21 protein-coding genes are annotated in these 24,221 nt (G+C 65.1%); 9 read left to right on the top strand and 12 right to left on the bottom strand.

All coding sequences use genetic code 11. The features are described 5' to 3' along the window. Positions 1–2: 2 nt before the first annotated feature. Positions 3–794, bottom strand: a complete 792-nt coding sequence (locus tag J1C48_RS05440) for an HpcH/HpaI aldolase family protein (RefSeq protein ID WP_207256775.1) — start codon at positions 792–794, stop codon at positions 3–5. Between the two features lie 333 nt (positions 795–1,127). Here J1C48_RS05440 and J1C48_RS05435 point away from each other — a divergent pair, with 333 nt between their 5' ends. Together J1C48_RS05435 and J1C48_RS05430 are read left to right on the top strand one after the other, a co-directional pair. Then, positions 1,128–2,504 carry an HD-GYP domain-containing protein gene (locus J1C48_RS05435; protein ID WP_207256774.1) on the top strand — a complete coding sequence of 459 codons (1,377 nt, stop codon included), beginning with the start codon at positions 1,128–1,130 and terminating at the stop codon, positions 2,502–2,504. A gap of 479 nt (positions 2,505–2,983) precedes the next feature. Next, on the top strand, positions 2,984–6,379 hold the full coding sequence (locus J1C48_RS05430; protein ID WP_207256773.1) for an autotransporter domain-containing protein: 3,396 nt from the start codon (positions 2,984–2,986) through the stop codon (positions 6,377–6,379). Between the two features lie 136 nt (positions 6,380–6,515). Here the strand turns inward: J1C48_RS05430 and hslV are convergent, their stop codons facing one another. Beyond that, positions 6,516–7,082, bottom strand: a complete 567-nt coding sequence (gene hslV / locus J1C48_RS05425) for an ATP-dependent protease subunit HslV (RefSeq protein WP_207256772.1) — start codon at positions 7,080–7,082, stop codon at positions 6,516–6,518. A gap of 309 nt (positions 7,083–7,391) precedes the next feature. Here hslV and hisB point away from each other — a divergent pair, with 309 nt between their 5' ends. The 6 genes from hisB (at position 7,392) to J1C48_RS05395 (ending at position 12,409) form a co-directional block, all read left to right on the top strand. Then, positions 7,392–8,000, top strand: a complete 609-nt coding sequence (gene hisB, locus J1C48_RS05420) for an imidazoleglycerol-phosphate dehydratase HisB (RefSeq protein ID WP_207256771.1) — start codon at positions 7,392–7,394, stop codon at positions 7,998–8,000. A gap of 25 nt (positions 8,001–8,025) precedes the next feature. After that, positions 8,026–8,781 (top strand): DUF2628 domain-containing protein, encoded by a 756-nt coding sequence (locus J1C48_RS05415; protein ID WP_207256770.1) that lies wholly within the window; start codon positions 8,026–8,028, stop codon positions 8,779–8,781. Positions 8,782–8,784: 3 nt separating this feature from the next. After that, positions 8,785–9,438 (top strand): imidazole glycerol phosphate synthase subunit HisH, encoded by a 654-nt coding sequence (gene hisH / locus J1C48_RS05410; RefSeq protein ID WP_207256769.1) that lies wholly within the window; start codon positions 8,785–8,787, stop codon positions 9,436–9,438. 163 nt (positions 9,439–9,601) lie between these two features. Then, positions 9,602–10,066: a CYTH domain-containing protein gene (locus J1C48_RS05405; RefSeq protein WP_207256768.1), complete on the top strand. Its 465-nt coding sequence runs from the start codon at positions 9,602–9,604 to the stop codon at positions 10,064–10,066. Positions 10,067–10,097: 31 nt separating this feature from the next. Next, positions 10,098–11,096 carry a CHAD domain-containing protein gene (locus J1C48_RS05400; RefSeq protein WP_207256767.1) on the top strand — a complete coding sequence of 333 codons (999 nt, stop codon included), beginning with the start codon at positions 10,098–10,100 and terminating at the stop codon, positions 11,094–11,096. A 65-nt stretch (positions 11,097–11,161) separates the two neighbouring features. Next, on the top strand, positions 11,162–12,409 hold the full coding sequence (locus tag J1C48_RS05395; protein ID WP_207256766.1) for an MFS transporter: 1,248 nt from the start codon (positions 11,162–11,164) through the stop codon (positions 12,407–12,409). 21 nt (positions 12,410–12,430) lie between these two features. Here J1C48_RS05395 and J1C48_RS05390 read toward each other — a convergent pair whose 3' ends face one another. Together J1C48_RS05390 and J1C48_RS05385 are read right to left on the bottom strand one after the other, a co-directional pair. Further along, the gene (locus J1C48_RS05390; protein WP_207256765.1) at positions 12,431–14,179 is read right to left on the bottom strand and encodes a tetratricopeptide repeat-containing sulfotransferase family protein; all 1,749 of its coding nucleotides are present in this window, start codon (positions 14,177–14,179) and stop codon (positions 12,431–12,433) included. An 87-nt stretch (positions 14,180–14,266) separates the two neighbouring features. Then, complete coding sequence (locus J1C48_RS05385) at positions 14,267–15,910, bottom strand: GMC family oxidoreductase (protein ID WP_231081608.1); 1,644 nt, start codon at positions 15,908–15,910, stop codon at positions 14,267–14,269. 167 nt (positions 15,911–16,077) lie between these two features. On the opposite strand from J1C48_RS05385, the gene J1C48_RS05380 reads away from it, so the two are divergent. After that, positions 16,078–16,602: a retropepsin-like aspartic protease family protein gene (locus tag J1C48_RS05380; RefSeq protein WP_207256763.1), complete on the top strand. Its 525-nt coding sequence runs from the start codon at positions 16,078–16,080 to the stop codon at positions 16,600–16,602. Between the two features lie 85 nt (positions 16,603–16,687). Here the strand turns inward: J1C48_RS05380 and deoA are convergent, their stop codons facing one another. Genes deoA through J1C48_RS05340 form a run of 8 tightly spaced genes read right to left on the bottom strand, consistent with a single transcriptional unit; the run spans position 16,688 to position 24,128 of the window. Continuing rightward, complete coding sequence (deoA, locus tag J1C48_RS05375) at positions 16,688–18,019, bottom strand: thymidine phosphorylase (RefSeq protein WP_207256762.1); 1,332 nt, start codon at positions 18,017–18,019, stop codon at positions 16,688–16,690. Further along, positions 18,019–18,780, bottom strand: a complete 762-nt coding sequence (gene deoC, locus J1C48_RS05370) for a deoxyribose-phosphate aldolase (RefSeq protein ID WP_207256761.1) — start codon at positions 18,778–18,780, stop codon at positions 18,019–18,021. Before deoC ends, deoA begins: the two co-directional genes overlap by 1 nt. A gap of 23 nt (positions 18,781–18,803) precedes the next feature. Further along, positions 18,804–19,610: a purine-nucleoside phosphorylase gene (locus J1C48_RS05365; protein WP_207256760.1), complete on the bottom strand. Its 807-nt coding sequence runs from the start codon at positions 19,608–19,610 to the stop codon at positions 18,804–18,806. After that, positions 19,607–20,044 (bottom strand): cytidine deaminase, encoded by a 438-nt coding sequence (locus tag J1C48_RS05360; protein ID WP_210345325.1) that lies wholly within the window; start codon positions 20,042–20,044, stop codon positions 19,607–19,609. Before J1C48_RS05360 ends, J1C48_RS05365 begins: the two co-directional genes overlap by 4 nt. Beyond that, entirely contained in the window at positions 20,044–21,012 is a 969-nt protein-coding gene (locus J1C48_RS05355) for an ABC transporter permease (RefSeq protein WP_207256759.1), read from the bottom strand. Before J1C48_RS05355 ends, J1C48_RS05360 begins: the two co-directional genes overlap by 1 nt. Next, the gene (locus J1C48_RS05350; RefSeq protein WP_207256758.1) at positions 21,012–22,154 is read right to left on the bottom strand and encodes an ABC transporter permease; all 1,143 of its coding nucleotides are present in this window, start codon (positions 22,152–22,154) and stop codon (positions 21,012–21,014) included. The genes J1C48_RS05355 and J1C48_RS05350 overlap by 1 nt, the downstream gene beginning before the upstream one ends. Before the next feature lie 7 nt (positions 22,155–22,161). Then, complete coding sequence (locus tag J1C48_RS05345) at positions 22,162–22,599, bottom strand: VOC family protein (protein WP_207256757.1); 438 nt, start codon at positions 22,597–22,599, stop codon at positions 22,162–22,164. Continuing rightward, positions 22,596–24,128 carry an ABC transporter ATP-binding protein gene (locus J1C48_RS05340; RefSeq protein WP_207256756.1) on the bottom strand — a complete coding sequence of 511 codons (1,533 nt, stop codon included), beginning with the start codon at positions 24,126–24,128 and terminating at the stop codon, positions 22,596–22,598. Before J1C48_RS05340 ends, J1C48_RS05345 begins: the two co-directional genes overlap by 4 nt. Positions 24,129–24,221: the final 93 nt, after the last annotated feature.

The raw sequence follows: 24,221 nt of genomic DNA, 5'->3' as shown, positions 1-24,221 counted from the left end.
ACTTAGCGCGCCATGCATCCTGCTCCGGTCAGCTCGCGCCATCGCCCCACCGCGGTGGCGGCGGCCTTGGCGAGCAGCGTCGTATCGCCACCCACCGTGGTGAGATCGAAGCCCCATTTGATCGCCATCGCGGCATAATCGGGCGATCCGCAATGCAACCCCGCGCGAATGCCCTTCGCCTTCGCGGCCGCCAGCACGTGTTTGATGAGATCGACGATTTCCGGCTCGTCCCGGTCGAAGCCCGGCGGCAGGCGCCCCTGCGTCGTGCCGAGGGTGAGGTCCGAGGGGCCGATATAGATCCCGTCGATTCCCTCGGTCGCAGCGATCGCCTCGACATTCTCGACGCCGTCGCGGGTCTCGATCATCGCGATCGCCAGCACCTCGTCATTGGCCGCAAGGCCATATCCGCCATAAGCCACCGTCGCGCGGGTGGGGCCATAGCTGCGCGTCCCGCGGGGCGGATAGCGCATGTAGCTGGCAAATTCCGCGGCCTCGACGGCGTTGTTGATCATCGGGCAGATGATCCCCATCGCGCCAGCATCGAGCGCCTTCATCACGATCCCCGGCTCACGCCATGGCACCCGCACCAGCGGGGTGACGTGGGAGCCGCGCATCGCCTGCAGCATGACCAGCATGGCCGAATAGTCGAGCGCCCCGTGCTGCACGTCGATGGTCAGCGTGTCGTAACCCTGCGCCGCCATGATCTCAGCCACGAAGGGACTGGCGATCGACAGCCAACCATTGGCCGCCGGCCGATCCTCCGCCCAAAGCTGCTTCAACCGGTTCGCAAACATCGCCGTCTCCTCCTCGCCCATGCCCCATCAGAACGCAGAGAAACCGCTCTGATCTTCTGGGTCTCAGCATGGGTGAAGTCTACGCATCGGACGGACCGAAAAGCGATGCCGTTTTTCAGATCGTCGGTCCGGAGATTTCCGCCGCGCGCCACCAACCGCCACGACCGCGCGGTCAGACCGTTGACGGCCTCGATACGATTTTAAGTTCATGCCTGAAAAATCACAATCTCCAACGATTTCTAAGAAAATCGTTCATGCCTTTACGATTCCTACCCACAACTGCCGTATCAAGGCTGTTGCCGCCTCGCGGCCATACGGAGCTTTGAGGCATTGATGACAGCGCACCCGAACGTTCCCCCGAAGACCACCCTCCGGCTTGCCGAAATTCTGGCGGCGCTGTCGAAAGCCCTCGACATGACGGAAGGGCAGCCAGCGGGCCATTGTGTGCGCTGCTGCTATATCGGCGTCCGGATCGGTCAGCAGATCGGCTTGGCGCCCACCGTGCTCGGCGACCTCTATTACACGCTGCTTTTGAAAGATCTCGGCTGCTCGTCGAATGCAGCCCGGATCTGCGAGCTCTATTTGACCGACGATCTTTCCTTTAAAAGAAACTTTAAGGAGATCGATGACAGCCTCGCCCATATCCTGCGCTTCATCCTCCAGCAGACCGGCCTGAAGGCTGGCCTGGCGGAGCGGTTTCGCGCCTTGGTCCATATCGTGTGCAATGGCGGCAAGATCGCCCAGGAGTTGATCGAGACCCGCTGTCAGCGCGGCGCGGTGATCGCCCGCAAGATGCGCTTCTCGGAGACGGTGGCCGCCGGCATTCACAGTCTCGACGAGCATTTCGACGGCGGCGGGCGTCCGAATGGGCTAACGGGCGAGGCGATCCCGCTGTTCTCCCGCATCGCGCTGCTCGCGCAGGTCTCCGATGTCTTTCTGCGGATCGGCGGCCTCGAAGCGGCGCTCGGGGAACTCAAGGCGCGCGCCGGCATCTGGTTCGATCCGGCCCTGGTCGCGGCCTTTGAGGCACTGACCGGCGATCCGGACTTTGCCGCCGCCCTGCGCGAAGACGACCTGTCCGATCTGGTGCTGACACTGGAGCCCGGCGAAGACCGCCGCGACGTCGACGAGGACTATCTCGACGATATCGCCGAAGCCTTCGCCGAAGTGGTCGATTCCAAGAGCCCCTATACCAGCGGTCATTCCGAACGGGTGGCACTCTTTACCGACATGATCGCCGAGGCAATGGACTATACGCCCGCCCAACGGCGCCGCCTGAGGCGGGCCGCGCTTCTCCACGACATCGGCAAGCTCGGGGTTTCCAATGCCATTTTGGACAAGCCGGGCAAGCTCGACGACGACGAATTCGCGGTAATCCGCCAGCACCCCGTCCATTCCGAAGCGATTCTGTCGCAGATCACCGCGTTTGCGGAACTGGCGGCAATCGGCGGTCGCCATCATGAGCGCCTTGACGGACGCGGTTACCCCTATGGCCTGAGCGCCGCCGACATCAGCATGGACACCCGCATCGTCACCGTCGCCGATATTTTCGACGCGCTGACCGCCGACCGCCCCTATCGTCCGGCCATGCCGCTGTCGAGAGCCTTGGCGATCCTCGATGCGGACATCGGCACCGCCGTCGACGGTGACTGCGTCGCCGCCTTGAAGCAGGCACTGGCGCGTCTGGAGAGCGTATCCGTCGCCGCTTGACCGATACTTCTGAAGGAAAACAGAGTTTTATCCAGACGACGACGACTATTTGTTTCGTAACGTCAAATCTTTCCGCCGCGTTTGCGAATGAACGCGGCTTCGAGTCGATTTGTCGTCAAATTCAGCAAAAAACGGGCTTTTGGGTTCTATCCACGGAAAAACGAACGGAATCAAAATTAACAACAATCATATTTGGCTTTGATTTTCCAGAGGTTTACGACTTTTAGGCGCTACCATCCCGTTCTTTAATTTATAATAAGTTCATTTTAGTTTCATAATTGAATTCTAGAGAAATGTGGCGACAGAAAGGCACTTATCGGCAAAATATTGCCGGTTCTTTTTCTCGCTCCTGCGCCATCGACACTGAGATCATCTTGGGACGGATCGGTCCATGCGACGGCGCCGTAGAGCGTGCTGCATGGGCTGTTGCGGCCATTCCTGACGGACCGCGTTCCGCATCAAGCCAAGGGGGAATTTCCATGCCACTCAAACGTCTCGCCGGCCTGCTCCTATTAAGTAGCGCGCTTTCCGTCGTTCCCGCAGTCGCCCAGGAGGTTCCGAATTCGCCACCGGTCGGCTTTTCGAATGGCCGAACCGCGCAGGATCCGTCACAGCTTCCGTATCTGATGGATTCCTTCGTCAATCTGATTGAAGGTGATCCGACGGTGATGGACCGGAATTTCGACCTCTCGGCCGAGATCACCCACGGACGCACTGATGCCCAAACGCTCGCGGCGATCCATGACGATCGCACCGATCAGAAATACAGCGTCACCAACGGGCTTGGCGTTCTGACCTCGCTGTTTCTGACCGGATCCGGCGCGTCAGCTGACGGCACCACTCCCGACCACCTCACCAAGACCGCCTACGCGACCTCGACGCTGCAAGACTATGACAACGACATCAATTATCTGAACGACGCGAGTTGGGGGACACAGACGTTCGCAAACGGCACGAAAACGCCGCTCGCCGATGCCATGTACTTCCTCGAAAACATCGTCCGCGCGAATTCCTCGACCGAGCCGTCGAAACGGACCTTCGACCGCTACATGCCGGATAATTTTACCGCGCATCACCAGTATGACACGAAGTATCAGGACTACCGGGCCGACACCAATCGCAGTGCGCTGACCGCAGCCGACACGGCCGATTTCGTCATCCCGACCTTCTTCCAGCACTATCAGGTCCCGAAGGGCTACGGCACTATCGAGAACTGGGTTCGCGGCTTCACCGTGACTCAGGCGATGATCGACGCCAATGGCGGCCAACCGATCTCCGTGCCCGATGTCGGCACCTTCGACGAGGCCGGCCACTTCACCCCGGCGACCTTCGGCGTCGGCGAATATGTCCCGGGCATCGGTACGTCGCCACGCCCCTACCGCATCAACGGCCAGAACGTCGAGGTGCCGACACAGCTGGTGAAGATTAAGAACAGCTGGAACCCCTATTCCGACGGCTCGATGCCCAGCGGCCACACCAATTCGGCATGGACAGCCTCGCTCGGCCTCGCATTCCTGGTGCCGCAGGAATATCAAAGCCAGCTGACCCGCGCCTCACAGCTCGGCTACGACCGGATCCTGGCGGGCATGCATTCGCCGCTGGACGTCATCGGCGGCCGGATGATCGCCGAGGCGATCGCCGCCACCAACATCTACGCCGCGCTCTATGACGCCAACGGCAACCGGCTCGACTGGACCGATCCGAACAATGCCGACGCCTATGCGGTGTATCAGGCCTACACGCAGACGCAGACCTATCTCGCCAAGGCCTGCGGCACCGCCACTGTCGAGGATTGCGTTGCCAAGGGCGGCGATGGCAACAGCGAGGCGTTCGGCACCTACGCGCAGAACAAAGCCGACTTTCTCTATCGCATGACCTACGGCTTCGCGCCGACCAGCGCGACCAAGCGCATGGCCGTCGCCGACGTGCCGGTTCAGGCGCAGGTGCTGCTGCTCACCCGGCTGCCTTACCTCACCGACGAACAGCGCCGCGAAGTTCTCGCATCGACCGCCCTCAGCAACGACTATCCGTTGATCAGCGGCAACACCTATGACGGCTGGGGCAAGCTCAACCTCTTCGCCGCCGCCGACGGCTATGGCTATTTCGCCAATGACGTCTCGGTGACCATGGACGCCTCGAAAGGGGGCTATAACGCCGCCGATACGTGGCGCAACGACATCGGCGGTACCGGCGGTCTGACCAAGGACGGCACCGGCAAGCTGACGCTGGCGGGCACCGACACCTATACCGGCAAGACCGTCGTCAACGGCGGCATCCTGTCGGTGAACGGCTCGATCGTTTCCGACGTCGACGTCAACGACGGCGGCACGCTGCGCGGAACCGGCACCATCGGCGGTGCGGTCAATGTCGCCGACGGCGGCCGGTTGGCGCCGGGCAACAGCCCAGGCACCCTGACCGTCTCCAATTCCGTGACGCTGGCACCGGACGCGATCAGCGAGTTCGACATCGACGGCACCGGCACCGGAACGGGCGCTGGCAACTACAGCCGTCTGCTGTTGACCGGCAAGAACGCCGTCTACAGCGCCAACGGTACGCTGGAGCCGCTGCTGCGCGGCATCACCGGCAACGCCACCAACGCCTATACCCCGGCGATCGGAAGCCAGTTCAAGATCGTTTCGGCCGATGGCGGCGTGACGGGCAGCTATACCGGCATCACCCAGCCGGACGGCCTGGCCGACGGCACCCGCTTCGACACGATCTATGGCGCCAAGTCCATTCGCCTCGTGGCGACGCCGACCAGCTATGCCAGCTATGCCAAGACCGGCAACGCCAAGATCATGGCCGCGGCGCTCGACGCCGAGCGTCCGGAGGCGGGCATCCGCACCACCGGTTCGCTCGCCGATCTCTACGACGCGCTCTACACCCTGCCGGCCGGCGCCATCTCGTCGGGTCTCTCCGACCTCGCGCCGACCGCCTATGCCGACTCGATGATCGTCGACCGCGATGCCTGGTATCTCGGCGGTGACGCAGTCGACGGGGCGATGGCTTCAACCCGCGGTGCGGTTGTCAACCCGACCCTCAGCATGGCCACTCACCACGGCATGAACTTCTGGTTCACCTCCCTCGGCCAGAAGGGCACGGTCAAGGCGAGCGACGCCGAAGGCTACGACCAGACGCTCGGCGGCCTCGTCGTCGGCATCGACGGCATGGCGGGCGAAGGCTTCCGCCTCGGCGCCTCGCTCGGCTATGTCTACGAAGACGCCAAGCTCGACAGCGGCTCGTCCTTCACCGGCAACGCGCTGCAGGCCCGGATCTACGGCAGCTACCAGAGCGGCATCGCCTTCGTCGACGGCCAGTTCGGCATCGGCTATACCGATGGCAAGATCGCTCGCGGCATCGCCGGGGCGAGCGAGGCGATGACCGGCAAGGCCAACGCCACCTCTTACGGCGGCGAGCTGCGCGCCGGCCTGCACTTCGACGAAAGCGGCACGATCTTCGAGCCGAGCATCGCTCTGCGCGGCGTGCGTGTCAGCCTCGACGGCACCACGGAAAACGGCGCCCTCGCCGTCTCCACCAAGGACGCCACATTCGGCAGCCTGCAATCGGTCGCCGCGGTCAGCGTCAAGCATATATTCAAGCTGAAGAACGGCATGAGCCTGACGCCCTCGGCGACGGTCGGCTGGAGCCACGAATTCTCCGACACCAACGGTTCGGTGAACGCGGCGCTGGTCGGCATGTCGACGGCCTCCTTCACCACCGTCGGCGCCGCGAGAAACCGCGATGCCGCGCTGGTCAGCGTTGCCGCCGAGCTGAAGGCCAGCAAGGACATCAGCCTCTATGCCAGCTACCAGGGCGCCTTCGGCAGCCACGAAAAGACCAACAGCGTCACCGCTGGTCTGCGCTTCGACTGGTAGGCTTGACCCTCTCGAGACGGGCCCCGCGTCCGCCTCGCCGTCGCAAAATGCCAAGAACCGCGGGCGTCTCAGCAACGCCCGCGGTTCTGTCGTTTCACAGCAGTGCCTGATTGTGATCCGCGTGGTGCGGCGCGGCTCACGACGCCTCGTCGAGGCTTTCGACCACCAGATTGTCGTTGGTATAGATGCAGATCTCGGCGGCGATCTTCATCGCCCGGCGAGCGATCTCCTCGGCGCCGAACTCCGTATCCGACAGCGCCCGCGCTGCCGCCAGCGCATAATTGCCGCCCGAACCGATCGCCATCAGCCCGCCCTCCGGCTCTAAAACGTCGCCGGTACCGGTCAGCGTCAGCGTCACCGAACGGTCGGCGACGATCATCATCGCCTCCAGCCGGCGCAGATAGCGGTCGGTGCGCCAATCCTTGGCGAGTTCCACGCAGGCCCGCATCAGCTGGTCGGGATATTGCTCGAGCTTTCCCTCGAGCCGCTCCAACAGGGTGAACGCGTCGGCGGTCGCGCCGGCGAAGCCGGCAATCACCTGGCCGTTCTTGCCGATCCGGCGCACCTTACGGGCGTTGCCCTTGATCATCGTGTTGCCGAGCGAGACCTGACCGTCGCCGGCGATCACCACCTTGCCACCCTTGCGCACGGTGACGATGGTGGTGCCGTAGATCTTGTCGGGATCGTGCGTTTCGAAATTCATCGCGCTTCCTTTTCACGAAAGCCGGCCACTCGAACCCATCGCGGCAGCCGGCCGGCCGTCGATTGCGTCTCCCATGTGGGCCCAAAGGCAGCGCTTGCCAAGCCGGCGAGCGTCGGACGCGCAGGCTTTCAGGCCGATTTCTTCGGCCAGACGAACACCGCACAGCCTCATCGCCGACGATCACGGTCGGCGCGAAAGCCACGCCCGCCGACCGATCGCGACGCTCTTGCGACACACGGCTTTTCACGATCGATGATCCAGCGTAGAAGCCGACACAGGCAAACATCCACCATCAAGGGCTCTGGAAACATGGCTCAAACCGCCGGGCGTCGCGACGCCGTGGTCGAACGGGCGACCAAGGAAACCAAGGTCAAGGTCAAGGTCGATCTCGACGGCACCGGCCGCTCGACGATCGCCACCGGCGTCGGCTTCTTCGATCACATGCTGGAGCAGCTCTCCCGGCATTCGCTGATCGATATGGAGATCGCCACGGATGGCGACCTGCATGTCGACGATCATCACACCGTCGAGGATACCGGCATCGCGATCGGCCAGGCCATTCGCCAGGCGCTCGGCGAACGCCGCGGAATCCGCCGTTACGCGTCGCTAGATCTGGCCATGGACGAGTGTCTGACCCGGGCCGCGATCGACGTGTCGGGCCGGCCGTTCCTGGTGTTCAAGGCCGATTTCTCGCGGCCGAAGATCGGCAGCTTCGACACCGAGCTGGTGCGCGAATTCTTCCAGGCGCTCGCCCAGAATGCCGGCGTGACGCTGCATGTCGAAAATCTCTACGGCGCCAATGCCCATCACGTCGCCGAGACCTGTTTCAAGGCGGCTGCGCGGGTGCTCGGCGACGCCATCCAGATCGATCCACGTCAGGCCGACCTGGTGCCCTCGACCAAGGGCCTGTTGGCATAACACGGCGCAGGGAGGCGCCGCGCGGGTGACACGCTATCTCGTCTTCGAACCCCCGGAAGCGACCGCGCCGAGCGGCGAAGCGGTCTTCGTGCGCGACCGCTTCTCGGTCTTCGCTTTCCTTTTTACCTTTCTTTGGATGTTCCGCCACGGCCTCTGGCGATGGGGCCTTTTGAGCCTCGCCGGAATCGTGATCGCCAATCTCATCGGCATGATTGCGGGCTTTCAGACGAGCGCGGCGATCATCGCGCTGCTGCTGGCGGTCCTCATCGGTCTCGAAGGCCCGCATCTCAGAGCCGCCGATCTGCGCAAAAAGGGCTGGCAGGACGCGGCGATCTTCGAGGCGGAGGACACCGATGACGCCGAGCTGATCTATTATCACGCCGTGCCGACCGACCTGCCGACGCAGCCCTCGCCGCCGTCGACACCTGCCGCATCTTCGACCTTCAATGTCTCCGAAAGCCCGGCATCGCCCTCGGCGCCGGCAGTATCGCCATCGCCTGGTGGCGAGGATCAAACCGAAGATTTAGCGAAGGACGCATCGCCCTCGGCGCCGGAACAGGGCGCGATCGACGGGGACCAGCCCGTCCAGGCGACGGCCATCACCCGGGTCAACCCCACCGCCCCCCGCTCGCCCTTCGTTGCCGGCGACCATGCGGAGCGCCTGCGATCGGAAATCGAGCGCACCGCGAAGGTGGAAGGCTGGGCGGAACGGTGGAACCGGCCCGGCGTCGAGCTGGCGCGGGTTCCCGGCGGGCGACGCAAACCGGTGGGAAGGCTGTAGAGCATGACGAGTGTCGCGATCATCGACTATGGCTCGGGCAATCTGCGTTCGGCGACCAAGGCGGTCGAACGGGCCGCACGCGAGGGCGGTCACGATGTGGCGGTCGTTCTCACCGACGACCCTGAGATCGTGCGCGCAGCCGACCGGGTGATCCTGCCGGGCGTCGGCGCCTATGCGGACTGCCGGGCGGGGCTCTCCGCCGTGCCAGGCATGATCGACGCGTTGACAGAAACGGTCGAGACCCGCGCCCGGCCGTTTCTCGGCATCTGCGTCGGCATGCAACTGATGTCTGAGCGGGGGCTGGAGAAAGCCGTTACCGAAGGCTTTGGCTGGATACCGGGTGACGTCGTCAGGATCGAGCCTGCCGATCCCACATTGAAGGTTCCGCAGATCGGCTGGAACACCATCGAAAAACGCGTCGACCACCCGCTTTTGGCCGGCATCGAGACCGGCCCGGAGGGGCTTCATGCCTATTTCGTCCACTCCTATCACCTCGCCGCCACCGATCCGGAGACGATGGTGGCGACGGCGACTTATGGCGGACCGGTCACCGCGATGGTCGCGCGGGAGAATGTTGCCGGCACCCAGTTCCATCCGGAAAAAAGCCAGACCCTCGGCTTGCGCCTGCTGGCCAACTTTCTCGCCTGGGCGCCCTAAGGCCGACCATCGCGATTGCGGGCCGAGCCAGTCCGGCGAGACGCCGATGGTAACCATTCGGATCGCTCGCGCTATCTGCCCATGCGGCTGCTCGACGCTGCAACCGTTTCGATCGGTGACAAGCCTCGACGGCCTGAGGTCGTGACCGACGACGTGGGGAGACATGGGGCGCGAGATCGAACGGAAATTCCTGGTCACCGATGAGAGCTGGCTCCCGCTTGCGACCCGCTCCAACGCCTTCTCGCAATTCTACCTCTTCGCCGAGGCGGATCGCTCCTGCCGGGTCCGGATCGTCGACCGTCAGTTCGCCCGCCTGACGCTGAAGACCGGCGACGGCATCGATCGCGGCGAATTCGAATATGACATCCCGCTCGACGATGCGAAGGCTCTGCGCGCCTCGGCGGTCGGCCGTTTGATCGAGAAGACCCGGCATTTCGTCCCGAACGGACCGCACACCATCGAGGTCGACGTCTTCCATGGCGGGCTCACCGGCCTCATCGTTGCCGAGATCGAACTGTCTGACGAAGCCGAGGCGTTCACCCGGCCCCGCTTTCTCGGGAAAGAAGTCAGCGGCGATCCACGCTATCTCAACCGCAGCCTTTCCCTTCACGGCCTGCCATCCGGCTGACATCGCCCCGCTGACCGAAAGACCCGACGCATTGGCCTATCAGATCCGCCCCACTCGCCCGCTCGATGCCGAGTTTCGCAAGATCGCGGCGGCGCAGATCGACCGCGCCCTGGCCGATCTGCGCCAAACCGATGGCGACGTTCATGCCGCAATCCACGAAGCCCGCAAGCGCTTCAAGAAGCTGCGCGGCCTAATCCGGCTGATCCGTCCAAGCGACGAAGCGCTTTATGCCGAGCTCAACGCCGCCTTTCGCGACGGTGCCAAACATCTTTCGGGCATGCGCGACAAGGCAGCGCTGATCGAGGCCTTTGACGACCTTGAGGAAAGCTTTTCCAGCCCGTTGGAGACGCCCTCGCCGCTCGCCTCGGTGCGCCGGCAACTCACCGCGATGCGCGATGCGGAGACGCAAGAGGGCGGCAACCTTACCGAGGCGATTCCGCCAGTACTCACCGCGCTGGAACAGGCCCGTGCCAAGATCGAGGCGTTCAACATCGATGGCGGCACCCATTCGGCGAAAAAGGCGAGCCGGATCCTCGCGGCCGGCGCCGCCAAGACCTATGGCCGAGCCCGCAAAGCCTTGAAGCGCGCGACGAAGACCCGCGACGCCGACGACCTCCACGAATTGCGCAAGCGGATGAAATATCATTGGATGCATCTGCGGCTGCTCGCCCCGGCCTGGCCGGAACAGACCAAGCCGCTGATCGAGACGGCCAAGGCGGTCTCGGACGATCTCGGGCGCGACCACGATTTCGCTGTTTTGCGGGCAGCGGTCCGGGCCGATCCGGCAGGCTTCGGCAACGACGCCGCCTTGTCGCGGCTTTTTGCCCTCCTCGATCGACGCCAAAACGAGCTGCGCGAACGCGGCCTCGTCGGCGCCCGCCGACTGCTCGTCGACAGCGCCCAGACCTTCGCCGAGCGGATCGTTACCCTTTATCGCTTGCAAGCCGACGCCGCGGCCCGCTCAGCGGAGCGTCCCGCCGAACCGCCCCAAGCCGATCGACCTGTGGCGGAGCAAACCGCAAGCGACTAATCACCATCCAACCGTCGGCGCCCCGGCGTCAAAGGCGCCAGATCCTCACCAGCCCAAAGTTCCCGATGACGGCCCCAACGTCCCCCGCAACGCATGCACGCCCGATCCTCAGCCAGCAATTCCCACCCGCCCGGCGCGCGGTGGCGCTGGCATTCTTCGTCAACGGCTTCGGCATCGGCAGTTGGGCACCGCAGGTGCCGGTGCTCGCCGCTCGCCTCGACATCAGCGCCCAGACCATCGGCCTGTTGATCTTCGTCTTCGGGCTCGGCGGGATTTTGACGATGCCGCTGATCGCCCGGGCGATTGGCCGCGTCGGCTCCCGCCCACCTTTGCTTGTCACCCATTTCGCCGCGGCCGTTGCTTTTCCGAGCCTCATTCTGGCGCCGGATCTGGCGATGGCTGTCGTCGCGATCTTCCTCTTCGGGGCGGCCTTCGGCGGCATGGATGCGGCGATGAATGCCGGCGCCATCACGCTCGAGCGGCATATGGACCGGGCGATCATGTCGTCGAGCCACGGCTTCTGGTCGATCGGCGGCTTCGTCGGGTCAGGCTTCGGCGGACCGATCATCGCCGCCTTCGGCCCCGCCGCCCATGCCGGGATCGTCGCGGCGGTGATCCTCTCCTGCTTCGTCTTCGTCCAGCGCATGGCCCGCGATGACCGCGATGCGGCCGGCGATGGGCCTACCGCCGACAATGTTGTCGCCGGCGGCGCTCAGCCGAAGCGGGCTTCTGCCGTGCAAGCCGCGGGGCTGATCAGCGCGTTCACCATTGGCCTTTTTGCCCTCCTCGCCATGTTGCCGGAGGGTGGGGCGATCGATTGGAGCGCCCTTTACCTTCGAACCGAACTCAACGCCGACATTGCGGCCTCCGGCTTCGGCCTTGCAGCCTTTTCCATCACCATGGCGACCTTCCGCTTTTTCGGAGACGGAATCCGCAACCGGCTCGGCGCGGTCAAAACCGTGCGGCTGTTCGCCGTGGTCGCGGCCTGCGGCCTGATCGTCGCCGGCCTTGCCGGCCACATCCTCGCCGCGCTGTTCGGCTTTGCGCTTGCCGGAATCGGCCTTGCCAATATCGTCCCGATCGCCTTTTCCGCCGCCGGCAACGTCAAGGGGCTGCCGGACGGCACCGGCATCACCATCGCCACCGCGATCGGCTATTCCGGCGGGCTGATGGCGCCGTCGATCATCGGCTTCCTGGCCGATCATGTCGGCCTCTCGACGGTCTATCTCGCCATGGCGGGCCTGCTCGGCGTGATCGTCCTGTTGTCCCCGATGATGGCCCTCGCCGATCGGCAAGCCGCTGAACAGCCCTGACCCTCGCAGGCAACGCGGCGGTCAGATCCGCGGCAACGGCCCGTTCAAGATGTCGAGCATCGGGCCGAGATAAGCCTCATAGGCGCGCCAGGCCTCGGAGCTCCCGCGATACATCGTCTGGCGCACCTGGCGGGCGCTCGCCGTGCGCACCGAGCGTTCGGTCTTGTGGAAGTCCAGGCAGGCGGCCTCGAAGTCGAGGCCGCAATGGGAAAGCAGCGCCCGGGTCTCGCCGTCCTGGTTCTCGGTCAGCCGTTCATAGTTCAGATCATAGATCCGACCCGGCATCGCAGCGTGCCAGAGCGCCATCAGCGCGTCCTTCAGCCGGTGAAAGCGCGCAACGTCTTCAAGATCGAAGGAAAAGCCGAGGCCGTCATCGGTGAAATTGTGCTTCCAATTCGACAGGCACGCGGCCGCCGGATCGCGGATGGTGTGGATCAAAATGGCTTCCGGAAAGGCCGCGTGGATGATCCCGGCCCAGAGGAAATTGACCGGCATCTTGTCGCTGATCAGCGGCCGATCGGTTGCAAAGCCGGCGAGAAAGCCCGCATAGGCGTCGCGAATGGCCCGCAGCGCCTGCCGTCGAAGAGCGATATCCTCGGATGCAAGGAGCGGCAGCGCCGGCCGCACCGCCTTGTCGAGCACCGACAATTCGCCCGCCCCGAAGACGGCCGAGTGGCTGGCGAGGATCTGCTCGACGAGGCTCGTGCCCGAACGCGGCATGCCGATGATGAAGACCGGCCGATGGGCGATTTGGTCCTCGGGCTGAAACCAGCTGGCCGCATCGGCCAAACGCTCGCGATGCAGCATGGCGACAGTCGCCACGAGATCTTTATGCGCTTGGATGTCGTAGCCGAGCGCTTGCTTGCGCAGACGGTTGGCTTCGCGCAGCACGGCGAAGGCCTTGTCGACCTCGCCGATATCGTCATAGGCCTTGCCGAGGGCGAAGCCGAGAATCATCCGATCGTCGTGAGACAATGTCGCACCGGCCCACCATTTCGCCATCTGGGCGACGTCCTGATCGATCTCCTCAAAGGTCTGGACACGGGCGAGATTGAGCCGCGCGGCGATATAGTCCGGCAAAATCTCCAGCGCCTTGCGCAGATTGGCGACGGCCTCGTCGATCCGGCCAAGACGCTCCAGGCACAGGGCGCGCGCGTTCCAGCCGATCGCATGCTTGGGATTGACCTCCAGCGCCCGATCATAGGCGGCAAGCGCCTCCGCATCGCGGCCGAGACCCGACAGCGCGTCGCCCCGCCAGGTCAACGTCTCCGCCTCCTCGCCACGTGCCGCGATCGCCGCGTCGAGCGCCGCCGACGCCTCGCCGTAGCGCTCGAGTTTGACAAGGACGTCTCCGAGACTGCGCTGCACCTCATCATAGTCGGGCTTGTGGGTGAGAGCGGCACGATACGCCTCCACCGCTTCGCTGTGACGCCCGAGCGCCTGCAACGCGGCACCGACGAGATTATGGATCAGCGCCGTCCCGGGGGCCACCCGCAACAATGCCTCGCCCAATGTCACAACGTCATCGAAGCGCCCCGCGTGATAATGGGCGGCCAGCTTGACGATCTGCGCCTGGAGAAAGACCGTGCCCTGACCCTCCGCGCCGGCGCGCCGGGCAATCGCATCAATCTCGCTAATCACCCGACGGTTGTCCGGAAAGCGTTCGAGAACCGCGTTGCACAGAACCAACGCCTTCTCGGCGTTGCCAGTCTTGACGAAGCTCTTCACCTTCCGGATCGCCTGTTCCGGCGAAAGGGCGGTCTTCGGCATGCCCATCTCCGCTGCGCTGTCGCCTGCGACCGATCGATGCAGGCAAATGCTCAGAAAGCAGATGGGCCTTGTCCGAAGCCGAACCTTTTACCGTAACGTCATATCTGGGGATCCCTTGGCATCCTGACGCATCATCTCCGCGCCCTTATCGGCGATCATGATGGTGGGCGAGTTGGTGTTGCCGGAGGTGATGGCTGGCATCACCGAGGCGTCGATCACCCGCAACCCTTCGATCCCGCGAACGCGAAGCCGCGCGTCCAGGACGGCCATCGTATCGTCGGCCGTTCCCATTTTGGCGGTGCCGACGGGATGGAAGATGGTGGTGCCGAGATCGCCCGCCGCGACCAACATGTCCTCATCCGAGGCGATGTGGGCGCCGGGTTTGAACTCTTCCGGCCGATAGGAGGCGAGCGCCGACTGGGCGACGATCCGGCGGGCCCATTTCAGCGAATCCACCGCGACCTGCCGGTCGGCATCGGTCGACAGATAGTTCGGGCGAATATCCGGCGGATCCTCGATCGCCGCCCCCGAGGCATGGACCGAGCCGCGGCTGGTCGGCCGCAGATTGCAGACGCTGGCGGTAAAGGCCGAGAAGCGGTGCAGGCCGTGCCCCCAGTCGTCGAGGGAAAGCGGCTGGAAGTGGAATTCCAGATTGGCGGTCGCATAGTCCGGCGAGGATTTGACGAAGGCGCCGACCTGGCTCGGCGCCATGGTCAGCGGCCCCTTGCGAAACAGCGCGTAATTGACGCCCATCATCGCCCGCTTGAAGAGGTTCCAGTACTCGGTGTTGAGGGTCTTGATGCCGTCGACCTTATAGATCGGCCGGATCTGCAGGTGATCCTGGAGATTTTCGCCAACGCCCGGCAGATGCTGGACGACCGTGATGCCGTGGCCGGCGAGGCGGGCGCCGTCGCCGATGCCTGAACGTTCGAGGATCAGCGGCGAGCCGATGGCGCCGGCCGACAGCACCGCCTCGCCTTGCACCGCGACCCGGTGCATCGCTCCGTCCTTGCGGTAATGGACGGCGACGACGCGGCCGTCCCGGATCTCCACCCGATCGACGGAGACGCCGGTCTCGACCTTCAAATTGGGACGGTTCAGGATTGGCTTCAAAAACCCCCGCGCGGCACTCCAACGCCGGCCGCTGCGCTGATTGACCTGGAAATAGGACGAGCCGGTGTTGTCGCCGGTGTTGAAGTCGGCAATCTTCGGAATCCCCGCCTCGGCGGCGGCCTCCCGCAGTTTGTCGAGGATCTGCCATCTGACACGCGGATGCTCGACCCGCCACTCACCGCCGGCGCCATGGAACGCGCTCGCCCCGTCGCCGTGATCCTCGACCCGCTTGAACACCGGCAAGACGTCGTCCCAGCCCCAGCCGACAAGGCCGAGCTGGCGCCAGTGGTCGTAGTCGGCAGCCTGGCCGCGCATATAGATCATGGCGTTGATCGCCGAGGACCCACCTAGCGTCTTGCCGCGCGGATAGGCGAGCGCACGGCCGTTCAGCCCCGGTTCGGCTGCGGTCTTGAACATCCAGTCGGAGCGCGGATTGCCGATGGCGAAAAGATAGCCGACCGGGATATGGAACCAGATCCAGTTGTCCTTGCCGCCGCCCTCGAGCAGGAGAACCCGGTGCCCGGGATCCGCCGAGAGCCGGTTGGCGAGCACACAGCCGGCCGAGCCGGCCCCCGCGATGACATAATCGAAGGTTTCGGCGCTTTCGTCGTCGGCCAAGCGTGCGGCCCTCCCGGTGTCTTCCGATTCGTCCATAGCGCCGATCCCGGACGGAAGCAAAAGCTTGCGCGACGTGATCGGGCAGATTGCTCAACATAGCTTAACGGCAAGGAAAGGCTCACGACGCTAGGCTTTCGCCCCGACGCGGCAGGGATACGAGGTGCGCGATGCACAATTACCTGGTTTTGCTGGTGGTTGCCTCGGTCGCGGCGCTGGCGGCCCCGTCGTTGTTCGAGCGCTATCAAAGCGAGATCGCCGCTGGCACACCGGAGATCGTTCGTCCGGCGCCGCACGTGGTCGAAGCCGCCGCACCCGCCCTTGCCAGCGAGATCCGCATCACCGGCGACCGCTCCGGCCATTTCATGACCGACGTGGCGATGAACGGCCAGGCGGTTCCGGTGATCGTCGATACCGGCGCGAGCGTCGTCGCGCTCGACGAGGATACCGCTGACCGGCTCGGCATCCGACCGGCGGCGAGCGATTTTGTTCAGCCAGTGCAGACGGCCAACGGCGTCGCACGTGCCGCCCGGGCCTCGATAGACGCGGTGGCCGTCGGTGGAATCACCCTTCGCGACGTCGATGCGATGGTGATCAAAGGGGTTGCTCTGCCCCGCGCGCTGCTCGGCATGAGCTTTTTGCAGCGGCTGAAAGGCTATTCGGTGGAAAATGGCGCGTTGACGCTGCGCAACTGACGGCTCAGCTAGAGCGGAATGCGATAAACTGGAATCGCCATTCCGCTCTAAGCCATTGTTTTGCCGCATGATGTGACCCGAAAAGTCATGCAACTTTTCGGCACCATGCTCTAATGTGCTCCAGCACCGGCGGCAGGGCTGGCGGCACCGCCTCTGCCAAACGGTAGGCAGCCCGAACCCGCGCTGCGGCACGCTCGAAGCCGGCCTCATCGCGCGCATGAACGAGCGCCAGCGGTTCATCTGGAGCAAGTCTCTGGCCGATTGCGGCCAACGCGCTCAAACCGACGGCGGGGTCGATCCGATCCTCGGGCAGCCGTCGGCCGCCTCCCAGCTCAACCACGGCGAGGCCGAGCGCCCTGGCGTCGACGGTTTGCACCACCCCACCCCCCGCCGCTGCGACCGGGCGCAGCAGCGGCGCCCGTGGCAGATGATCGCCGACCCGCTCGATGAGATCCGTCGGCCCGCCGAGCGCGGCGACCATGCGGCCGAAACGCTCCGCCGCCGCCCCGCCATCCAGCGCTCGGTTGGCCATCGCTCGCCCCGCGTCGATGTCACCGGCCAGGCCGCATAGCGTCAACAGCTCGGCGGCGAGCGCCAGCGTCACCGCTTCGAGCCGCTTGTCGCGATGGGCGCCGGTGAGAAAGTCGATGGCGTTCTTCACCTCCACCGCATTCCCGGCACAGGGTGCCAGCGCCTGATCCATACGGGTCAGAAGCGCCCGGGTCTTCAGCCCCGCGCCGTTGGCGACCGAGGTGAGCTGCTCGGCGAGATCGCGAGCGGCGGCTTCTTCAACCATAAAGGCGCCGGAGCCGGTCTTGACGTCGAGGACCAGCGCCGACAGCCCCTCGGCGAGCTTCTTCGACAGGATCGAGGCGACGATCAGCGGCACCGATTCCACCGTCGCGGTGACATCGCGCACCCTATAGAAGCGGCCATCGGCCGGGGCGAGTTCGGCGGTCGGCCCGACGATGGCGCAGCCGACCTCGCTCACCGTCCGGCGAGAGGTCGCGTTATCGGGCACCACCCGATAGCCGGGGATCGCCTCCAGCTTGTCGAGCGTCCCGCCGGTGTGGCCGAGTCCGCGGCCGGAAATCATCGGTACGGCGGCCCCGCACGCCGCCAGGATCGGCGCCAGCATCAAAGAGACATTGTCGCCGATACCGCCGGTGGAATGCTTGTCGACCACCGGCTTGTCGAGGCCGGGCCAGGCCATCACCGCGCCGGAATCGCGCATCGCCTCGGTCAGCGCGACGGTCTCCTCGCGGGCAAGCCCGCGAAAGATCACCGCCATGGCGAAGGCGGCGATCTGCGCGTCGCCGACGGTGCCATCGGCAAAGCCGGTGACGAAATCACGAATTTCGCCTGCGGAAAGGGTCAGACCGTCCCGCTTGCGGGCGATGACCTCCTGCGGCAGCATCAGTAGGAGGCCCCGCCGCCCGGCCGCTCGGCTCCTTGCGCAATCGCCAGAAGATCGGCCAGAACGCCCGAGGCGCCGAGGCGGAAGCGCTCCGGCGCCGGGTAGTCGAGGCCGCAGATCGTCTCGGCGAGCCGCATGTAGCCGTCGGCATCCTCGAAGGTCTTGATCCCGCCGGCCGGCTTGAACCCGACCGTACCGCCGGCCTTGGCGATCTCTTCGAGCAGGATTTTCGCCGAACCGGGGGTGGCGTTGACCTCGACCTTGCCGGTCGACGTCTTGAGAAAATCCGCGCCGCCGGCGAGCGCCGCGCGGCAGGCGCTGCGGATCGTCGCCTCATCGTAGAGCTTGCCGGTTTCCAGGATCGCCTTCAGCCGCGCATGGCCACAGATCGCGCGGATCGTGCGCACCTGCGCCTCGACGAAGCCCGGGTCATCGGCGAGCCGGTCATAGGCGATGACGAGATCGATCTCGTCCGCCCCGTCGGCGATCGCCCGGCGCGTCTCGATCAGCGTCGCCTCGACATCGCTGCCGCCCAGGGGAAAGTTCACCACCGTTGCCACCTTGATCCGCGCCGACAATTCGCGGCGGGCAAAGCCGACGAAATCCGGCCAGATGCAGATCGCGGCCACCGGTCCGGCGGCGGTTTCGGCCCGGACACAGAGCGCGGCGACATCGGCCTCGGTGCAGTCCTCCGCCAGATTGGTGAGATCGAGCCGGGCGATCAGCGCCCGCGCCCGCTGCGCGCTCGTCGCGTCAGTCATCCTTTGCTCCTCCGCCGACGGTCTCAGCCATCGAACGCCCCATCGGCCAACATGGTTTCCACGATCCGCGCCAGCCGCGCACCGCCCTTCGGCGCCATGTCCTTGGTCTCGTGATGGGAGAGTTCGGCGCCGGTCATGCCCGCCCCGAAATTGGTGATCACCGAAGCCGCCGCGACCCTCAGGCCGAAGAACCGCGCCAAAATCGTCTCCGGCACGGTCGACATGCCGACCGCGTCGGCGCCGAGGATGCGGGCCATGCGGATTTCCGCCGGCGTTTCGAAGGCAGGGCCGGAAAACCACATGTAGACGCCCGACGAAAGCGGCTCGGACAGCCGGGACGCGGCCGCCGCCATGCTTTGTGCAAGCGGCTTGTCATAGGCGTTGGTCAGGCCGACGAAGCGGGCGTCCGACGGCTCGCCGATCAGCGGATTGGCGCCGGAAAAGGCGATGTGATCGTGGATCGCCATCACCGAGCCGGGCGGGATGTCCTCGCGCAGCGAACCGGCGGAATTGGTGAGCAGGATCGAGCCGATGCCGAGATCGGCGATCGCCGCGATCACCGGGCGCATCGCCGCCGCGTCGCCGTGCTCGTAATAATGGACGCGGCCGGAGACGATCAGCACCTTGCGGCCCGCGAGCGTTCCGAACACGAGCTCGCCGGCATGGCCGCTGACGGTGCTGACCGGAAAGCCCGGAATTTCGGCGAACGGAATGCGCTGGTCGACCGCGACCGCGGCCACGAGATCGCCGAGGCCGGAGCCGAGCACCATCGCCGCGACCGGCCGCAGATCGCCGATCCGGGCGCGCAAAAAGGCCGCCGCCTCGCTCACAGCTGGCCCGCGTCGCCAGCCTCGGCGAGGCTGTCGTCGAGAGCATCGGTGTCGAAGGCATAGGGAAGGAGATCGGCCATGGTCACCGTCTCGACGACACCGGTGGTCGCATCGCACAGATGCACCTTGGTCTCAGCGGTCGAAAACTCCGCAAGCCGCTGGCGGCAGCCGCCGCAGGGCGAACAGGCGACGAGCTTCTCGGCGACCACGGCGACCTCGGCGATCCGGCCGCCGCCGCCCATCACCATATGGCCGATCGCCGTCGTCTCGGCGCACCAGCCTTCGGGAAAGCTCACCACCTCGATGTTGCAGCCGGCATGGACCCGGCCGTCCTCGGCAAGGATCGCCGCGCCGACGGGAAAGCGCGAATAGGGCGCATAAGCCTTTTCCATCGCCGCCTTGGCGGCCGAAAACAGCGTGTCGGTGATCGCCATCATCGCTCCTTCACATAGGGCACGCCGCCGGCGCGCGGCGGAGTCGCCTTGCCGACGAAGCCGGCGAGCAGCACCACCGTCAGGATGTAGGGCAGCGCCTGGACGAACTGCACCGAGACCTGTCCGACGAGCGGAAACGACACGCCCTGCACCCGGATCGAGATCGCATCGAGGAAGCCGAAGAGCAGACAGGCGAACATCACCCGCACCGGCCGCCAATTGGCGAAGATCAGCGCGGCGAGCGCGATATATCCCTTGCCGGCGGTCATATCGCGGGTGAAGCCCGCCGCCTGACCGGTGGCGAGATAGGAGCCGGCAAAGCCGCAGAGGACGCCGCAGATGATCACCGCCCGGTAGCGCAGGAAGGTGACCGAGATGCCGGCGGTATCGACCGCCGCCGGATTTTCGCCGACGGCGCGAAGACGCAGACCGAAGCGCGTGCGAAACAAAACCCACCAGGTCAGCGGAACCATCAGAAAGGCGACATAGACGAGCGCCGTCTGGCCGGACAGGACGCCGGAATAGATCGGCCCGAGGATAGGGACGCTCGCCGCCGCATCGGCGCCCGGCAGATGGACCGGCAGGAAGCGGCCGGCGGAAAACAGGCTCGGCGTGTTGCCGCCGCGCCCGAACCAGCTCTGGCCGAGAATGATCGTCAGCCCGGCGGCGATGAAGTTGATCGCCACACCGGAGACGATCTGATTGCCGCGATAGGTGATCGAGGCCACCCCATGGACGAGCGCGAAGGCGACCGCCGCGAGAATGCCGAAACACAAGCCGATCGCGGCCGAGCCCCAGACGGCGGCGGCCGAGGCCGAAGCAAAGGCGGCGATCAGCATCTTGCCCTCGAGCGAGATGTCGAAGATGCCGGAGCGCTCGGAATAAAGCCCCGCCAAGGCGGCAAAGAGCAGCGGCGTCGACAGGCGGATGGTGGAATCGACGAGGTCGAGAAGTGCGGCCGAATCCATCAGCGCGCCTCCTTGACCGGAGCACCCGTCGGCTCACTGGCGCGGAACCGCACCCGCTGGTAGGCCGCGCCGATCGCCGGGCGGAACATGTTTTCCAGCGCGCCGGCAAACAGGATGACCAACCCTTGGATGATGACGATCATATCGCGCGAGATCGCCGGCATGTCGAAGGAGAGCTCGGCCCCGCCCTGATAAAGCATGCCGAAGAGGATCGCCGCGGGAATGATGCCGGCCGGATGGCCGCGCCCCATCAGCGCGACGGCGATGCCGACGAAGCCCGCCCCTTGCGGAAAGTCGATGCCGAGCCGGTACTGGTCCCCCATGACGACGTTGAGCGCCATCAGCCCGGCGAGACCGCCGGAGATCATCATGGTGACGATGATCACCCTTGTTTCCGACATGCCGGCATAGCGGGCCGCGCGCGGCGAAAAGCCGAGGGTGCGGATTTCGTAGCCGAGGCGCGTGTGCCAGATCAGCAACCAGACCAGGACGGCCGCGACCAGCGCGACAAAGATCGAGACGTTGAGCGGTGCGCCGCCGAGATTAAAGCCGAGGAGATGAAACAGCCCTTTCAACTTCGGCAACTGGCCGCCGATGTCGAAGGTGCGGGTTTCCGGCGCCATCGAGCCGACCGGCTTCAACACGCCGACGAGGAGATAGACCATCAGGGCGGCGGCAATGAAGTTGAACATGATCGTCGTGATGACGATGTGGCTGCCGCGCCTGGCCTGAAGATAGGCCGGGATCAAGGCCCACAGCGCGCCGAAGGCGAAGGACAGGACGATCGCCAGCGGCAGGTTCAGCCACCAGGGCAGGATCGCGCCGAGCGACAGCGCCACCGCCGCGACGCCGAGGCCGCCGACATAGGCCTGACCCTCGCCGCCGATATTGAACAGCCCGCCATGGAAGGCGACTGCCACGGCGAGCCCGGTGAACATGAAATTGGTGGCGTAATAGAGGGTGAAGCCGACACCCTCCGCGTAGCCGAAGGCGCCCCGGATCATCAGGACCGCCGCTTGGATTGGGCTCTCTCCGACGACGAGCACGACCAGCCCGGCGACGAGAAAGGCGACCACCAGATTGATCAAGGGAATCAGCCCGTAGTCGATCCAACCGGGCAGCTTGGCATAGGGACGGCTCATCGGCGCGTCAGTCCTCAGATGATGGGAGAATGAGGCGGCCGTCCGCGTCAAGCCGCCAGAAGGGATTGTGGGCGACCTCGAAAAGGTGACCGTCCGGGTCGCGGAAATTGCCGGAATAGCCGCCCCAGAACGCCGTCTGGAGGGGCTTCACCGGATCGGCGCCAGCCGTAACCGCCCGGGCATAAAAGGCATCCGCCGCCTCTGGCGTCTCAAAATTGATCCCCAGCGCCGCCGAGCCGGAGCCCGTCGGCAACGCGCCCTCGCCGCCATCGGCGATCATGTCGTCACGATGCCACAGCGACAGGACGATGCCCTCGCCGAGCATGAAGGCGGTGCGCTCGACGCTTTCGGCAGCCTTCGACCAGCCGAGCGCCTCGTAAAACCGCACCGCCCGGGCGACGTCGGCGACACCGAGGGTCACGAGCGAGATTCGGGCGGTCTTCACGCTGCCGCCTCCGTGCCGTCGACGCCCGCCATCAACAGGCCGAGTTCGCCCTCTGACGCGCCCGGCCCGCGCTCGCCGACGATCTTTCCGGCAAACATGACGAGGATCCGATCGGACAGCGCGCGGATTTCGTCGAGTTCGACCGAAACCAGCAGCACCGCCTTGCCGGCATCGCGCATCGCGACGATGCGCTTGTGGATGAATTCGATCGCGCCGACATCGACCCCGCGGGTCGGCTGGCCGATCAACAGCAAGTCCGGATCGCGCTCCATCTCACGGGCGAGCACGATCTTCTGCTGATTGCCGCCGGAAAAATTGACGGTCTTCAGCCGGCAGTTGTCCGGCCGGATGTCATAGGCCTCGATCTTGGACCTGGCGTCTCGCCGCATCGCGTCGCGGTCGAGCAGCCAGCCTTTGTTGAAGCGCGGATCGTCGTGATAGCCGAGGATGGCGTTCTCGTTTTCCTCGAATGGCAGAACGAGCCCCATATGGTGGCGATCCTCCGGCACGTGGGCGCAGCCGATCCGCCGGATCTCGGCCGGATCGTTCTCCGCCACCGGATCGATCTCTCGCCCGCACAGGACCAGCTCGCCGCGCGTCGCGCTGCGTATGCCCGACAAGGCTTCGAGGAGTTCGCTCTGACCGTTGCCGGCGACCCCGGCAATGCCGACGATCTCGCCGGCGCGCACGGTGAAGGACACGTCGTCGACCATGGTAACACCGCGCGAATCCTTGACCGTCAGGTTCGTCACCGACAGCGTCGGCCCGCCGGGGGCGGCTTGCCCCTTTTCGACCGTCAACAGCACCCGGCGGCCGACCATCAGCTCGGCCAGCTCGCCGACCGAGGTTTCGGCGGTGGGGCGGGTGGCGACCATCTCGCCCTGGCGCATCACCGAAACCGTGTCGGTGATCGCCATGATCTCGCGCAGCTTGTGGGTGATCAGGATGATCGTCTTGCCTTCGTCGCGCAGCTGCTTCAGCACCGCGAAGAGATGATCGGCCTCGGACGGGGTCAAAACGCCCGTCGGCTCGTCGAGAATGAGAATGTCGGCGCCGCGATAGAGCGCTTTGAGGATCTCGACGCGTTGTTGGCGACCGACGGAGAGATCCTCGATGATCGCGTCGGGATCGACCTCGAGCCCGTGGTCCGTTTCCAGCCGCTTCAGCTCCGCGCGCACCTTGGCAATGCCGGAGCCCAGCAGCGGCGAGCGCTCGGCGCCGAGCATGACATTCTCGACCACGGTGAGATTGTGAACCAGCATGAAATGCTGATGCACCATGCCGATACCGTGGGTGATCGCGGCGTTCGGATCGGCGATCTCGACTTTTTTGCCGCCGACGCGGATTTCACCGGAATCGGCTTGATAAAAACCGTAGATGATCGACATCAGGGTCGATTTGCCGGCGCCATTTTCACCGACGATGCCGTGAATCGTGCCCCGTTCGACACGAAGGTCGATGGATCGGTTGGCGCGAACGACACCAAAACTCTTGTCGATGCCGATCAGTTCGATCGCCGGTTCGGCCATGTTTGTCCAGAATGTCTCACGTTGTTTTCGTCAGAGTAATCAGCCAAACCTTCGAAGACCATAGGAAATTCGAAGGGGACAAAAGGAGATGAC

It is taken from the genome of Jiella flava (genome assembly GCF_017349315.1).
Classification (GTDB): domain Bacteria; phylum Pseudomonadota; class Alphaproteobacteria; order Rhizobiales; family Rhizobiaceae; genus Jiella; species Jiella flava.
This window is presented reverse-complemented; position numbering and strand designations above follow the sequence as displayed.